Consider the following 13,718-nt stretch of genomic DNA (forward strand, 5'->3'; position numbering starts at 1 on the left):
CATGTTTGAAGCCACGCCGATTAAGAAAGTCTCGGTGGTTATTCCCGTGTTTAACGAACAGGAAAGCCTGCCAGAGTTAATTAAACGTACCTGCGCCGCCTGCGAAAAGCTGGGAAAAGAATACGAAATACTGCTGATCGATGACGGCAGCAGCGATAATTCCGCTCAACTGATGATGGAGGCTTCTCAGGCGCAGAACAGCCATATTGTCTCTATTCTGCTCAACCGAAACTACGGGCAGCACTCGGCAATTATGGCCGGTTTTAGCCACGTTACCGGCGACTTGATTATCACGCTGGATGCCGATTTACAAAACCCTCCGGAGGAGATCTCCCGGCTGGTTGCCACAGCTGATGAAGGTTTCGATGTCGTCGGAACGGTGCGCCAGAACAGGCAAGACAGTGTGTTTCGTAAGACCGCCTCACGGATGATCAACCATCTGATTCAGCGAACCACCGGAAAAGCGATGGGAGATTACGGCTGCATGCTGCGTGCTTATCGCCGTCACATCGTTGATGCCATGCTGCATTGCCAGGAACGCAGCACCTTCATTCCGATTCTGGCCAACATTTTTGCCCGGCGTGCGACGGAAATCCCGGTGCACCACGCGGAACGTGAATTTGGCGATTCTAAGTACAGCTTCATGCGCCTGATTAACCTGATGTATGACCTGGTGACCTGCCTGACAACCACACCACTGCGTATGTTGAGTCTGCTGGGCAGCGTGATTGCCGCCACGGGTTTCACTCTGTCCGTCCTGCTGGTCATTCTTCGCCTGACGCTAGGCCCACAGTGGGCTGCGGAAGGGGTATTCATGCTGTTTGCCGTACTGTTCACGTTTATCGGCGCGCAGTTTATAGGCATGGGATTACTCGGCGAATATATCGGTCGCATCTATAACGATGTCCGTGCCCGCCCCCGTTATTTTGTTCAACACGTTATTCGTCCACAAACCACGCACTCAACCGAGGAACACCACGCATGAAAGCCGTCGTATTTGCTTATCACGATATGGGATGTCAGGGAATTCAAGCCTTGTTGGATGCAGGTTATGAAATCGCAGCTATTTTTACCCACGCCGATAACCCTGCTGAGAAAGCATTTTTCGGTTCGGTTTCCCGGCTGGCGGCCAGCGCAGGCATACCGGTTTACGCCCCTGACGAGGTCAATCATCCGCTATGGATTGAACGAATTAGCCAGCTCGCGCCAGATGTTATCTTCTCGTTCTACTATCGTCATTTACTGAGCGATGACATTCTGAATCTTGCGCCTGTGGGTGCCTTTAACCTGCACGGCTCGCTGCTGCCCAAGTATCGTGGCCGCGCACCGCTGAACTGGGTTTTGGTCAACGGAGAAACAGAAACGGGCGTGACGCTTCATCGCATGGTAAAACGCGCGGATGCGGGCGCTATTATTGCTCAACAACGTGTTGCCATTTCCCCCGACGACGTAGCCTTAACGCTGCATCATAAACTGTGCCAGACTGCCCGGCAGGTTCTCGAACAGGTGCTGCCGGCTATCAAAACGGGTGACTTTCAGGAACGCCCTCAGCGGGAAACAGAAGCCACCTGCTTTGGTCGACGGACACCGGACGACAGCTTCCTCGACTGGCGTAAACCTGCAGCGCAGTTACATAACATGGTACGTGCCGTATCCGATCCCTGGCCGGGCGCATTCAGCTACGTGGGAACACAAAAATTCACTGTCTGGTCATCACGACTGTCTGCTCATCGCGCTGCAGCCCAGCCAGGGACCGTGCTTTCAGTGTCACCATTACTGATTGCCTGTGCTGATGGGGCGCTCGAAATCATCACCGGGCAAGCTGGCGATGGTATCACTATGCAGGGATCGCAGTTGGCGCAAGTGCTGGGTCTGGTTGCGGGGTCTCATCTGAACAGCCAGCCGCTTTCCACCCGCAAACGTCGTACTCGTGTTTTGATCCTCGGCGTTAATGGTTTCATTGGTAATCATCTGACAGAACGCCTGCTGCGCGAAGATAACTATGAAGTCTATGGGCTCGATATTGGTAGCGATGCGATTGGGCGTTTTCTGCAACACCCGCGGTTCCATTTTGTGGAAGGCGATATCAGTATTCATTCCGAATGGATTGAATATCATGTGAAAAAATGCGACGTCGTGCTGCCGCTGGTGGCGATTGCCACGCCGATTGAATACACCCGTAATCCGCTGCGCGTCTTTGAACTTGATTTTGAAGAGAACCTGAGGATCATTCGCTACTGCGTGAAATATCAAAAGCGCATCATTTTCCCCTCCACCTCAGAAGTTTACGGGATGTGTAGCGATAAGGTCTTTGATGAAGACAGCTCAAACCTTACCGTTGGCCCGGTCAATAAACCACGCTGGATCTACTCAGTGTCCAAACAGCTTCTGGATCGCGTCATTTGGGCGTATGGCGAAAAAGAGGGATTACGCTTCACGCTGTTCCGTCCGTTTAACTGGATGGGACCACGTCTGGACAGCCTCAACGCTGCACGTATCGGTAGCTCACGCGCCATTACTCAGCTGATCCTGAATCTGGTGGAAGGGTCACCGATTAAGCTGATTGAAGGCGGTAAACAGAAGCGCTGCTTTACTGATATTCGCGATGGTATCGAAGCTCTGTTCCGTATCATTGAAAACGACGGCGGACGCTGCGACGGCGAGATTATCAATATTGGTAATCCGGATAATGAAGCCAGTATTCAGGAACTGGCGGAAATGCTGCTGGCCTGCTTCGAAAGACATCCGTTGCGCCAACACTTTCCACCATTTGCCGGTTTTCGTGACGTCGAAAGCAGCAGCTACTATGGTAAAGGTTATCAGGACGTTGAACACCGGAAACCCAATATTCGCAATGCCAAGCGCTGCCTGAACTGGGAGCCCTCCATCGAAATGCTGGAGACTGTGGAAGAAACCCTGGATTTCTTCTTGCGCAGTGTGGATATCACGGAACAGAGATCATGAAACAGGTAGGCTTGCGTATTGATGTCGATACCTTCAGGGGGACGCGCGAAGGCGTACCCCGCCTGCTGGAGACATTGAACCGACATAACGTTCGGGCAAGTTTTTTCTTCAGCGTTGGGCCTGACAACATGGGACGCCATCTCTGGCGTATGGTAAAGCCGCAGTTTCTATGGAAGATGCTGCGCTCAAACGCTGCCTCCCTCTACGGATGGGATATTTTGCTGGCAGGTACCGCGTGGCCTGGAAAAGAGATCGGCCAGGCCAATGCGGCAATTATTCAGCAAACGGCTCTGGTTCACGAAACCGGGTTACATGCCTGGGATCACCACGCCTGGCAGGCTCGCAGCGGGAACTGGAATGACAAACAGCTGATCGATGATATTTCCCAGGGTATCACCGCTCTCGAAGCCATTACCGGACAGCCTGTCACCTGTTCTGCCGTTGCCGGCTGGCGTGCCGATGCACGCGTTGTCCACGCAAAAGAAGCGTTCAAGCTGCGTTATAACAGCGACTGTCGGGGAACATCGTTATTCCGCCCGGTGCTTGAGACAGGCAAAACAGGCACGCCGCAAATTCCCGTTACCTTACCGACATGGGATGAAGTGGTTGGCGGGGAAGTGCAAGCTGTCGATTTCAATTCCTGGATCCTCTCCCACATGCTGATGAACAGAGGAATATCTGTGTACACAATTCATGCGGAAGTCGAAGGTATCGCATTTCATCAGGATTTTAACACTCTACTGATTCGCGCAATTGATGCGGGGATTACGTTTTGTCCACTTGGCGATCTGCTGCCGGACGACATTAACACGTTGCCATCAGGACAAATCATACGTGGCAAAATACCCGGCAGAGAGGGATGGCTCGGCTGCCAGCAACCAGTGAGCGCGACATGATGAGATCCATACGCAACATAATGGCATTTATCGCCTTTATTGCGCTGTATTACGTTTTACCCATCAATAGCCGCATGCTCTGGCAGCCTGACGAGACGCGCTATGCTGAAATCAGTCGGGAAATGCTGAACGCGGGCGACTGGATAGTCCCGCACTTTTTAGGGCTACGCTATTTTGAAAAACCCATTGCCGGATACTGGCTAAACAGCATCGGGCAATGGCTCTTTGGTGCCACCAACTTTGGCGTCAGGGCAGGTGCAATTTTTGCTACACTGCTGACCGCACTGCTGGTAGCCGGATTTGCAATGCGGTTATGGCAGGATAAACGCACAGCCTTACTCTCTTCAGTCATTTTCTTAACGTTTTTCTCCGTTTACAGCATCGGAACCTACGCGGTTCTTGATCCTATCATCGCACTCTGGCTCATGGCGGGCATGTTCTGTTTTTGGGAAGGCATGCAGGCCACCAGTAAAAAACGCAAAATCATCGCTTTTTTACTGCTAGGGTTAACCTGCGGTATGGGAGTAATGACCAAAGGTTTTCTCGCGCTGGCCGTCCCGGTGCTCAGCGTACTGCCATGGGTCTGGGTGCAAAAACGCTGGAAAACGTTTTTTATCTACGGCTGGCTGGCAATTTTAGGCTGTATAGCGATTGTTCTACCGTGGGCGATGGCCATTGCACAACGCGAACCTGACTTCTGGCATTACTTTTTCTGGGTCGAACATATTCAACGGTTTGCGCAGGCGGATGCCCAGCATAAAGCGCCGTTCTGGTATTACCTGCCTGTGTTTATCGCAGGCTGCCTGCCCTGGCTTGGTCTGCTGCCTGGTGCACTGCGTACGGGCTGGCGTGAACGTGATTTTCCGCGCAGTGCCTTGTACCTGCTGAGCTGGATAATCATGCCGATACTGTTTTTCAGTATCGCCAAAGGAAAATTGCCGACCTATATTCTTTCCTGCTTCGCACCGCTTGCGATCCTCACTGCGCGTTTCGGCCTGCAGGCAGCACAAAAGGGTTCCATTGCCTTACGTGTTAATGGCTGGATTAACATCCTGTTTGGCGTGCTCGGCATTGTCGCAACTTTTATCGCGTCCACGTTGGGGCCGTTAAAGTCGCCTGTCTGGACGCATATTGAAACCTATAAGGTTTTTTGTGTGTGGGGCATTTTTATTAGCTGGACTTTTTTTGGCTGGTATACGCTGAACAGTACCGAGAAAAACTGGAAATTCGCAGCGCTTTGTCCACTGGGACTGGCGCTGTTGTTTGGCTTTTCAATACCCGATCGGGTCATGGAATCTAAGCAGCCTCAGTTTTTTGTTGAGATGACCAAAGAGTCGCTGGAGTCGAGTCGTTATATTCTCTCCGATAACGTAGGCGTCGCTGCGGGCCTGGCCTGGAGTCTGAAACGCGACGACATCATCATGTACGGACAAGCGGGCGAGTTAAAATACGGACTCAACTACCCGGATGCCAGAGGCCGCTTTGTCAGCCGGGATGACTTTGCAAACTGGTTAGCACAACATCGTCAGGAAGGAAACATTACCCTCGTGTTGTCAATTTCGAAAGGTGAAGATATTAATCAACTTGCCATTCCGCCTGCTGACTATATCGATAATCAGGGACGCCTGGTTTTGATTCAGTATCGACCAAAATGATCTGGATAATCCTGGTTCTTGCCAGCCTGCTCAGCGTTTGCGGACAACTATGCCAGAAGCAGGCCACTCGCCCGGTACCCGTCCACGCGCGAAAACGTCATATTACGCGGTGGGTTGTCCTGGCTCTGGCCTGTCTGGGTCTGGCTATGCTGCTCTGGATGGCAGTATTGCAGAACATTCCCGTCGGCATCGCCTATCCGATGCTGAGTCTCAACTTTGTATGGGTCACACTGGCTGCATGGAAAATCTGGCGCGAACCTGTCACAAGGCGTCACTGGCTGGGGGTTGGGCTGCTCATCACCGGCATCTTTATTCTTGGGAGCGCAGTGTAATGGGCATATTTTGGGGTTTGTGCAGCGTTTTCATTACTTCTGCCGCTCAACTAAGTCTGGGTTATGCGATGGATAGTCTGCCGCCGATACAATATCCGCAGGCGTTTATATCCGCTTTATTGTCCACCAGCATCGGGGCGCTAGCCCTGTATGCCGGTCTGTTGGGGTATTTACTGTCAGTTATCTGCTGGCATAAAGCCCTGCACCAGCTGGCTCTGAGCAAAGCATATGCCCTGCTCAGCCTCAGCTATGTGCTGGTATGGGTAGCATCAATGATTTTACCCGGCTGGCAGGGGACTTTCTCATTGAAGGCGTTTGCTGGAGTGTTGTGCATCATGGCAGGGCTAATGATGATTTTTCTGCCTTCTCCCGGACAGGCTTCCTGAGGTTATTTGCCCTCAGACAGATGCAACAGACGCTGCCAGTCGTCACAGTGGTATTGTCTGGCATCTATTATTTTAATCACCCGTGATGTATCACGATTAATACAATACAAAGCATCTTTCAGCGGTGAAAGAAGATCGCCGACATTAACCCGCTCAGAGGTTTGCGCCTCAGCCAGCATCTTCAGTGAGCCGCCGCTATCGCAAATTACGATATAAATTTTCCCTGTCTTTTTGAGACAGCAAGACTTCTTCACATGCCATTCCATAGCGCACCTGTTTGTTAATAAATATCATAACAAGTTACGCTTTAGCAGATAAACAAAACAACAATGGGTATGGAATGGCAAAATGAGATGTAAAATGAATGCGGCCTTAATCTTTATCGTTGGCACGAACCCAGTCAAGCAACGCACGGCGAGAAACTTTAATACCACCGGTTTTCAGCTCTGGCGGTAATGTCAGCCAACGCACCGGCTGCTGAAAACGCGCCAACTTATCGTTAACCCATTCGGCAAGGTCAATTTTTCCAGCGTCAGCGTCATATTCAACGACTGCTACCGGGCGATGCCCAAACTCTCTGTCTTCTACCGGAACAATAAAGGCTTGCAGAACCTGCGGATGCGACGTAATCACGCGCTCCACCTCTTCCGGCTGGATACCTTCCCCACCGCTAAAGAACAGATTATCCAGGCGGCCGACAATGGTTAACTTACCGTCATTTAATACCCCACGGTCGCGGGTGGCAAACCAGCCTTCAGCATTAACCAGTGGGTTAATTTTCCCGTTACGCCAGTACCCTTGGGCCATACTGGCGGCTCGCAGCCAGACTTCATCATTAACAATTCTGACTTCTCTGCCCGGCAAAGCGGAGCCTACATCGCCCAGACCATCCGCTTCTTTTGCGCAAACCGTAGAGGCAAATTCCGTCAGCCCGTAACCGCACCAACAACGAATCCCGTGCTCGCGCGCCTGTTCAGTCAGTTCAACGGGTATTGCCGCACCTCCCAGCAATACGGCTTTCAGCGTTACCGGTGTTTTATTCACCAGCAAACGCCAGAGTTGTGTGGGCACGAGCGAGGCATGGGAACAGCCAATCAACATCTGTTCCAGCGGCTGCTTGTCACGCACGGTTATTCGCGCGCCCGCAAACAGCCAGCGCCACAGAATACCCTGACCAGATACATGAAATAACGGCAGTGAGAGCAGCCAGTCATCTTTTGTACCAAACGGGATAAGCGACAGCACGCCCTGTGCGCTAGCCAGATGAGCCTCGCAGGTATGGACGGCCGCCTTAGGTAATCCGGTTGAACCGGAGGTTAACGTCATCGAGCTCAAACGCTGGGGCAGCCAGGCGACAGCATACTCGCCAGACTGTTCGCGCATTCGCAGTGGCGTCAGCGCTGAAAATGTATCGTCGCCTTCCAGATTCAGCGCAAAATGCAGCGTTAAATCAGGTACCAATGTCTCCAGCAATGACCGAGGCAGTTGTGGATTCACAGGTAAAACCCGGGCTCCGCACTGCAACAATGCCAGCCAGGCCATCAGAGACCGGGGATGATTCCAGGCTCGCAACAGTACGCCATCGCCCTCTTCCACGCCCTGAGCGGCAAACCCTGTAGCCAGAGCGTCTACCCGGGTGCAGAGATCTCGCCAGCTTAGCACCTCATCATTGAGGCGTAAGGCTGGCGCATCTCCCCGAACCTGCCGCCAGTGACGCCACGGCCAGTCAGGGAAGATCATAACAACCGTTCCAAAGAATCAACGTCGACACACGGCAACATGCTGCCCGGCCAGCTGCGTACCTGCTGGCATTGCATCAGACTAAGCGTATCCAGACCAGGAATGGTCTGTGGCGTCAGCCAGGCGGCAATCCGCGCCAGCTGGGTTAACCCCAGACTCGACTCAATAGACGAACTGATTACTGCAGTAAGCCCCAGCGCGTGCGCCGCCTCAACCTGTTCGCGAACCTTATCCAGACTGCCGGTGAGCGTTGGTTTGATGACGACCGCACTCACACCCTCTTCAGCTATAAAGGTAAAGTCTGCTTCACGCAGGCTTTCATCCCAGGCGATGCTAATCCCGGTTTCGCGAGCAAACGCGCGCGAATCGTCGCGGGTTTTACACGGCTCTTCGAGAAAAGCAATGCGCGCGCGATACTCCGGATTAACATATTTCGCGAACTGCTGCGCTTTAAGCGGCGTCCAGGCACGGTTAGCATCAAGACGCAGATGTAACGTGGGGATCGCCTCAAGCAACAGGTTGACGACCATGCCATCGCGTACCGCTTCATACAGACCGACTTTCACCTTCGCGACCTTCTCGCCCGGCATGTCTGCCAGCTGCAAAACCAGATCGTCAGGATCGCCCGTACACAACGGCGCAGCGCGATAGTCCGCCGCATCAGGCAATGCCCCCTCAAGTTCAGCCAGCGCACAACTTGCACCAAAGGCCACCGAAGGCATCGACGGTAAGGTTGAATCCCCCTGTAACCAGCCGTTTACCCAGCTCAGCAGCGCAGTTTGCGCCTCTTCCCAGGTTTCCTGGCTGAAGCCCGGCAGTGGGGAGATCTCTCCCCACCCTTCGTGCTCGCCGTCACGAAGACAAACGTACAGCCCGTCACGCGTTTTTAACCGCCTGTCGCGCAGAATCACCCCCGCGTCCATGGGGATCTGCCAGCGGTATACCTGCGCGCTACGCATTACGGATTCCGTTTGAATTTGCTGAAGTCAGGCTGACGTTTCTGGTTAAAGGCGTTACGGCCTTCCTGTCCTTCTTCCGTCATGTAGAACAGCATGGTGGCGTTACCAGCCAGTTCCTGCAGACCCGCCTGACCATCACAATCAGCGTTCAGCGCAGCTTTCAGGCAACGCAGCGCCATCGGGCTGTTTTGCAGCATTTCGCGACACCAGCGTACGGTCTCTTTTTCCAGATCCGCCAGCGGAACCACGGTATTGACCAGGCCCATATCCAGCGCCTGTTTTGCATCGTACTGACGGCACAGGAACCAGATTTCACGCGCTTTTTTCTGGCCGACAATGCGCGCCATGTAAGAGGCACCCCAACCACCGTCGAATGAACCGACTTTTGGTCCAGTCTGACCGAAGATGGCGTTTTCTGCTGCAATAGTCAGGTCACACATCATGTGCAGCACGTGACCACCGCCAATGGAATAACCCGCAACCATCGCCACAACAGGCTTCGGACAGGTACGAATCTGACGCTGGAAGTCCAGCACGTTCAGGTGATGCACTCCGGAGTCATCCTGGTATCCGCCGTAGTCACCGCGCACTTTCTGATCGCCGCCCGCGCAGAACGCTTTGTCGCCAGCACCCGTCAGGATAATCACGCCAATGTTATCGTCATAACGTGCATCCGCCAGCGCCTGAATCATCTCTTTAACGGTAACAGGGCGAAATGCGTTGCGTACCTGCGGACGATTAATGGTGATTTTTGCGATACCGTCGGTGGATTTTTCGTAGCGAATGTCGGTGTAGCCTTCAGAGCAATCGAGCCATTCTACCGGTGCGTAAAGCATTGTTTCATCAGGATAGATCATAAAATGTCCTTTAGTCAGCGACGCAGAATCTGAGCCAGACAGTCCACCACGCCTGCGGGATTATCCCGATGCGCGTTGTGTCCGGCGTTACGAATCACATGGTTCGGTACAGACATTTCCGTCGCCAAAGCGCGGAATTTATCGTCACGTTCACCACATAAATAATAAAACGGAAATGTGCGCGTAGTGAGTTGCGCACGTAAATCAGGTTGGACGGCAAGCGAGGTAGCCTCCAGCATTGCAGCCAACGTAACACCATTATTATGGCTGCGCAGCGCCACGAGCGCCTGTCGTTGTACAGGGCTTAACGAGGCGAAAACTGGCTGTTGATACCAGTCATTAAACACATCACGCAACGGTTCCCGGCGAAAACGTGCGGCCCAGCGGCCATCTGAGAGACGACGCTGAATCCGCTCATCTTCGCGTTGTAGCCCAGGATGTCCACCTTCAACAACCAATCCGCAAAGCCCCGGCATCCCCTGGCAGGCCGCCATCATCGCGACTCTGCCGCCAAGAGAATATCCCACCAACCAGTAGTTAAGTATGTTGTAACTAAATAAAGTATTACGCAGCAATTCACTGACGTCATCAAAGCCCCTCACGCGAATGTCAGCAGAACCGCCGTGTCCTGGCAGATCGATGTACAATCGCGAGTAGTTTTGAAACGTCTCGCCGACCGTTTGCCATTCCTGACAATCACCTGAGAATCCGTGCAGGAAAACCAGCCAGGGATAACCCGCCTGGCCCTCATTCGCCTGCGCGTGCAGGATCATAGATGGCTCACCTGTGCCAGCAGTTGCTGCAGAGTTTGCGCCCCGTCAGTTTCATTCACTACCAGCTCAATCACCGTTGCAGCAGGGGTTCGCCAGGCATTCGCCAGCGCGCTTTCCAGTTGCTCCCAGCTTTCCGGTCGGTGATATTTCAGGTTGAACATGGCTGCCGCGTGATCAAAGTGGACGTTCTGCGGCATCAGATAGAAGCGTTCGCGTTCGCTTTGTGGCGTTGGCAGTAGTGAGAAAATCTGACCGCCGTTATTATTCACCACAATCAATACGAACGGAGCAGAGACCTTGCGTAATAACGCCAGTGCATTCAGGTCATACAGCGCGGATAAATCGCCGACAATAGCCAGCGTCGATTTCGCGCTGGCGCGTTGTACGCCCGCGGCTGTAGACAACAAACCGTCGATACCGCTCGCCCCACGATTGCTGTAAACCGGATAACCGACAGGAAGCTGCGACAGTGCGTCTATCAGACGCACCACCAGACTATTACCCACAAACAGCTGTCCCTGTTCAGGTAGATAATCCCGAATGCGGTGCGCCAGTTGTGCTTCTCCGAAGGTATCACGACGTGCCACCACCGCTTGCCAGGATTGTTCTGCGAGACGTGGAATCTCCACGCACCAGGGCTGACGCTTCTCAGCCGGATGCAGTTCCAGCCAGTCATTTATCTTCGCGACTAACCGGCGTCCACGATGATGAGCCGGATCCAGACGTCCTTCGATATTATCGACAATCCAGTATTCCTGCGGATCGCAACTGGCCTGCCACTGCAGCAGACGTTTCCCGGTCAGGCTACTGCCGAGCTGCACCACAATCTGCGCCTGCTGTAACTCAGCCACCGCTTTTGCATTACCCAGCCACAGATCGGCACATGGCAACGGTTGCCCGGTTTGCGACAATACATCGCCAATCAGCGGCCAGCCTAACGTCTGCGCCCAGAGTGCAACTTTCTTGCCCTCTTCCGCACTCATGCGACCGGCAATCACCACGCCACGTTTTTGTCGCCAGAAAAACCAGTCACGCTGCTTATCACTTTCCAGCCGACGTGATTCGCTCAGCCACGGTTTGTCATCCTGCCACCAGTCACCAAGGCGCTGTTGCCACTCAACGCCAGTTTCGTCCATATCGCCATACAGCGGTTCTGCAAACGGGCAATTTATGTGTACTGCGCCGCTATGCAGTGAGGCTAATGCGTTATCAATGGTGGAAACCAGCCAGCTTGCCGGAATATCCTGCGTTGGACGTGGTAAAGAGAGCGTTTGCGATGGATGTGAGGCAAACATACCCGCCTGGCGAATCGCCTGATTCGCCCCGCAATCAATCAGTTCTGGCGGCCTGTCCGCCGTAAGTAAAATCAGTTTTTCACCGGTCAGACCCGCTTCGATCAGCGCCGGATACAAATTCGCCACTGCCGTGCCGGAGGTCACAATCACTGCAACAGGTTGTCTGCTGACCTTTGCCAGCCCTAAAGCCAGATGCCCAAGCCCACGCTCGTCAAAATGCGTATGGTGTATAAAAGCAGAGTTTTCCGCTGCAGCCAGAGTCAACGGCGTCGAACGTGAGCCAGGCGCAATGCAAACATGCCTGACGCCGTGGCGAGTGAGTGCTTCCAGAATGACCGCCGCCCAGCGTCGGTTAAATGCGCTTACTGACATGAGATTGTCCGGTATCAATATTGCGACACAGTATAAAGAATCGAATAAATGGATTTTTGATATGAGTCGGGAATATACACGAAATCATTATCCTTCCATCTGTAATAAAGTACGTAACCCTGCCGCTTTATTGTCTATTTCCTGCCATTCCTGCTCTGGATCTGAGCCACGCACGATCCCCGCCCCGGCATACAGGCGTACCACGTTTGCGTTAATTTTCGCAGAACGTAACGATACGCAAAACTCGCTTTGGCTCAGAGAGAGATATCCCGCAGATCCGGCATACCATTCGCGTTCAAAAGGTTCATGATGCTGGATAAACTCGCGCGCCAGCTCGCGCGGAATACCTGCCACGGCGGCCGTCGGCTGTAGCTGCATCAGGCAAAGCGCGTCATCTGGCTGATTCAATGCCGTCCAGATACAACGCCGCAAATGCTGCACTTTGCGTAATCTAAGCACCTGCGGGGGAAGCACGTCGAGCGTTTGCGTGCAGTTCTGTAACCGCTGGCAGATATCTTCCACCACCAGCATATTCTCACGCTGGTTTTTATCATCTTTCATTAGCCATTCGCCAAGCTGCCAGGCCCGGTGATCGTCAGGATGATTAGCGACAGTTCCGGCCAGCGCTTCGGTGCGCAAAGCGGTGTCACGCCGCCGCCACAGGCGTTCGGGAGACGAACCAAGAAAAGCGCATTCGGCGGAGAATGCCATAAAGAAATGGTAGCAGTTGAGGTTTAAACGACGGCTTGAAGCCATTACCGCTGCGGCATGCACCGGATGAGAGAACTGTAAATCGGTGGCCCTCGCCAGCACCACTTTATCGAGATCTTCTCTGGCGATGGTTTGCGTGGCAAGTTCAATCAGGCGTGTCCAGCCAGCTTTATCAGGCCAGTGCTGTTCACCGGTCAAATTCAGGCGCAATGTGGGAAGTGGCTTAACACTGGCAAGTGCTGAGAGAAATGCGCCAGCACGCGCAGCATCTTCGCGCAGAGAAACATCACTATAAAGATGTAACCGTAAAGTCGCCATTCCTGCGCAGCGTCGCCACTCCAGACGGGGTAACAGTAGATTACCGCGTTGAGGCTCGAACGCATTCAATCCCCAGATCCGTAGTTCTGGATTATCTTCATGCTGGCGTAAAAACTGCTGGGCAGATTCGAGAGAAGAGAATGTGGCGGTAGCTCCCAGCACAGCAGCTTCTTCATCACCGTTACGCTGCTGCCAGTAAAACTGCGGCCAGACGGGTTGGCTGGCCAGCCATCCTAAAGCGTCAAATGCATCGTTCAGCGGGAAAGGTATATCGTAAATACGAATTCCAGGTGCTGCTGGTATCTCTTGCGACAAATGGCGCATCAGACTTTCCAGCGCAGTAGTGATTGAATGCACGCGGACCTCTCCCTGTTAAAAACCTCTCATTATACGGGGTACTGAACAGAAAAAGCAGTACCCCCGTTTAGGGAGTACTTACTATTGCGAAGAGGGTGCTGAA

13 protein-coding genes are annotated in these 13,718 nt (G+C 53.2%); 6 read left to right on the top strand and 7 right to left on the bottom strand.

Annotated features, from left to right (window positions below; all coding sequences use genetic code 11):
• Position 1 precedes the first annotated feature (1 nt).
• From arnC to arnF, 6 genes are read left to right on the top strand one after another with little or no spacing between them, the layout of a single operon-like run.
• The gene (arnC, locus tag AACS05_RS16165; RefSeq protein WP_045445505.1) at positions 2-985 is read left to right on the top strand and encodes an undecaprenyl-phosphate 4-deoxy-4-formamido-L-arabinose transferase; all 984 of its coding nucleotides are present in this window, start codon (positions 2-4) and stop codon (positions 983-985) included.
• Entirely contained in the window at positions 982-2,964 is a 1,983-nt protein-coding gene (gene arnA, locus AACS05_RS16170) for a bifunctional UDP-4-amino-4-deoxy-L-arabinose formyltransferase/UDP-glucuronic acid oxidase ArnA (RefSeq protein WP_045445507.1), read from the top strand. The genes arnC and arnA overlap by 4 nt, the downstream gene beginning before the upstream one ends.
• Positions 2,961-3,860, top strand: a complete 900-nt coding sequence (arnD, locus tag AACS05_RS16175; protein ID WP_045445509.1) for a 4-deoxy-4-formamido-L-arabinose-phosphoundecaprenol deformylase — start codon at positions 2,961-2,963, stop codon at positions 3,858-3,860. Before arnA ends, arnD begins: the two co-directional genes overlap by 4 nt.
• Complete coding sequence (gene arnT / locus AACS05_RS16180) at positions 3,857-5,515, top strand: lipid IV(A) 4-amino-4-deoxy-L-arabinosyltransferase (protein WP_045445511.1); 1,659 nt, start codon at positions 3,857-3,859, stop codon at positions 5,513-5,515. Before arnD ends, arnT begins: the two co-directional genes overlap by 4 nt.
• Positions 5,512-5,847 (top strand): 4-amino-4-deoxy-L-arabinose-phosphoundecaprenol flippase subunit ArnE, encoded by a 336-nt coding sequence (gene arnE, locus AACS05_RS16185; protein ID WP_045445513.1) that lies wholly within the window; start codon positions 5,512-5,514, stop codon positions 5,845-5,847. Before arnT ends, arnE begins: the two co-directional genes overlap by 4 nt.
• Positions 5,847-6,233: a 4-amino-4-deoxy-L-arabinose-phosphoundecaprenol flippase subunit ArnF gene (gene arnF / locus AACS05_RS16190; protein ID WP_045445515.1), complete on the top strand. Its 387-nt coding sequence runs from the start codon at positions 5,847-5,849 to the stop codon at positions 6,231-6,233. The genes arnE and arnF overlap by 1 nt, the downstream gene beginning before the upstream one ends.
• 2 nt (positions 6,234-6,235) lie before the next feature.
• Here the strand turns inward: arnF and pmrD are convergent, their stop codons facing one another.
• From pmrD to menF, 7 genes are all read right to left on the bottom strand, one after another.
• Positions 6,236-6,499, bottom strand: coding sequence for a signal transduction protein PmrD (pmrD, locus tag AACS05_RS16195; RefSeq protein ID WP_045445519.1), 264 nt, complete (start codon positions 6,497-6,499; stop codon positions 6,236-6,238).
• A gap of 106 nt (positions 6,500-6,605) precedes the next feature.
• A complete protein-coding gene (menE, locus tag AACS05_RS16200) occupies positions 6,606-7,973 on the bottom strand; it encodes an o-succinylbenzoate--CoA ligase (RefSeq protein WP_045445522.1) in 1,368 nt (455 codons plus the stop codon).
• Entirely contained in the window at positions 7,970-8,932 is a 963-nt protein-coding gene (gene menC / locus AACS05_RS16205; protein WP_045445525.1) for an o-succinylbenzoate synthase, read from the bottom strand. The genes menE and menC overlap by 4 nt, the downstream gene beginning before the upstream one ends.
• Positions 8,932-9,789 carry a 1,4-dihydroxy-2-naphthoyl-CoA synthase gene (gene menB, locus AACS05_RS16210; RefSeq protein WP_045445537.1) on the bottom strand — a complete coding sequence of 286 codons (858 nt, stop codon included), beginning with the start codon at positions 9,787-9,789 and terminating at the stop codon, positions 8,932-8,934. The genes menC and menB overlap by 1 nt, the downstream gene beginning before the upstream one ends.
• Before the next feature lie 14 nt (positions 9,790-9,803).
• On the bottom strand, positions 9,804-10,562 hold the full coding sequence (gene menH / locus AACS05_RS16215) for a 2-succinyl-6-hydroxy-2,4-cyclohexadiene-1-carboxylate synthase (protein ID WP_045445541.1): 759 nt from the start codon (positions 10,560-10,562) through the stop codon (positions 9,804-9,806).
• Positions 10,559-12,229, bottom strand: coding sequence for a 2-succinyl-5-enolpyruvyl-6-hydroxy-3-cyclohexene-1-carboxylic-acid synthase (gene menD / locus AACS05_RS16220; protein WP_045445544.1), 1,671 nt, complete (start codon positions 12,227-12,229; stop codon positions 10,559-10,561). The genes menH and menD overlap by 4 nt, the downstream gene beginning before the upstream one ends.
• A gap of 87 nt (positions 12,230-12,316) precedes the next feature.
• Positions 12,317-13,615: an isochorismate synthase MenF gene (gene menF / locus AACS05_RS16225; protein WP_045445548.1), complete on the bottom strand. Its 1,299-nt coding sequence runs from the start codon at positions 13,613-13,615 to the stop codon at positions 12,317-12,319.
• Between the last annotated feature and the right edge of the window lie 103 nt (positions 13,616-13,718).

Source organism: Citrobacter sp. S-77 (assembly GCF_963864895.1).
Taxonomy (GTDB): domain Bacteria; phylum Pseudomonadota; class Gammaproteobacteria; order Enterobacterales; family Enterobacteriaceae; genus Citrobacter; species Citrobacter murliniae.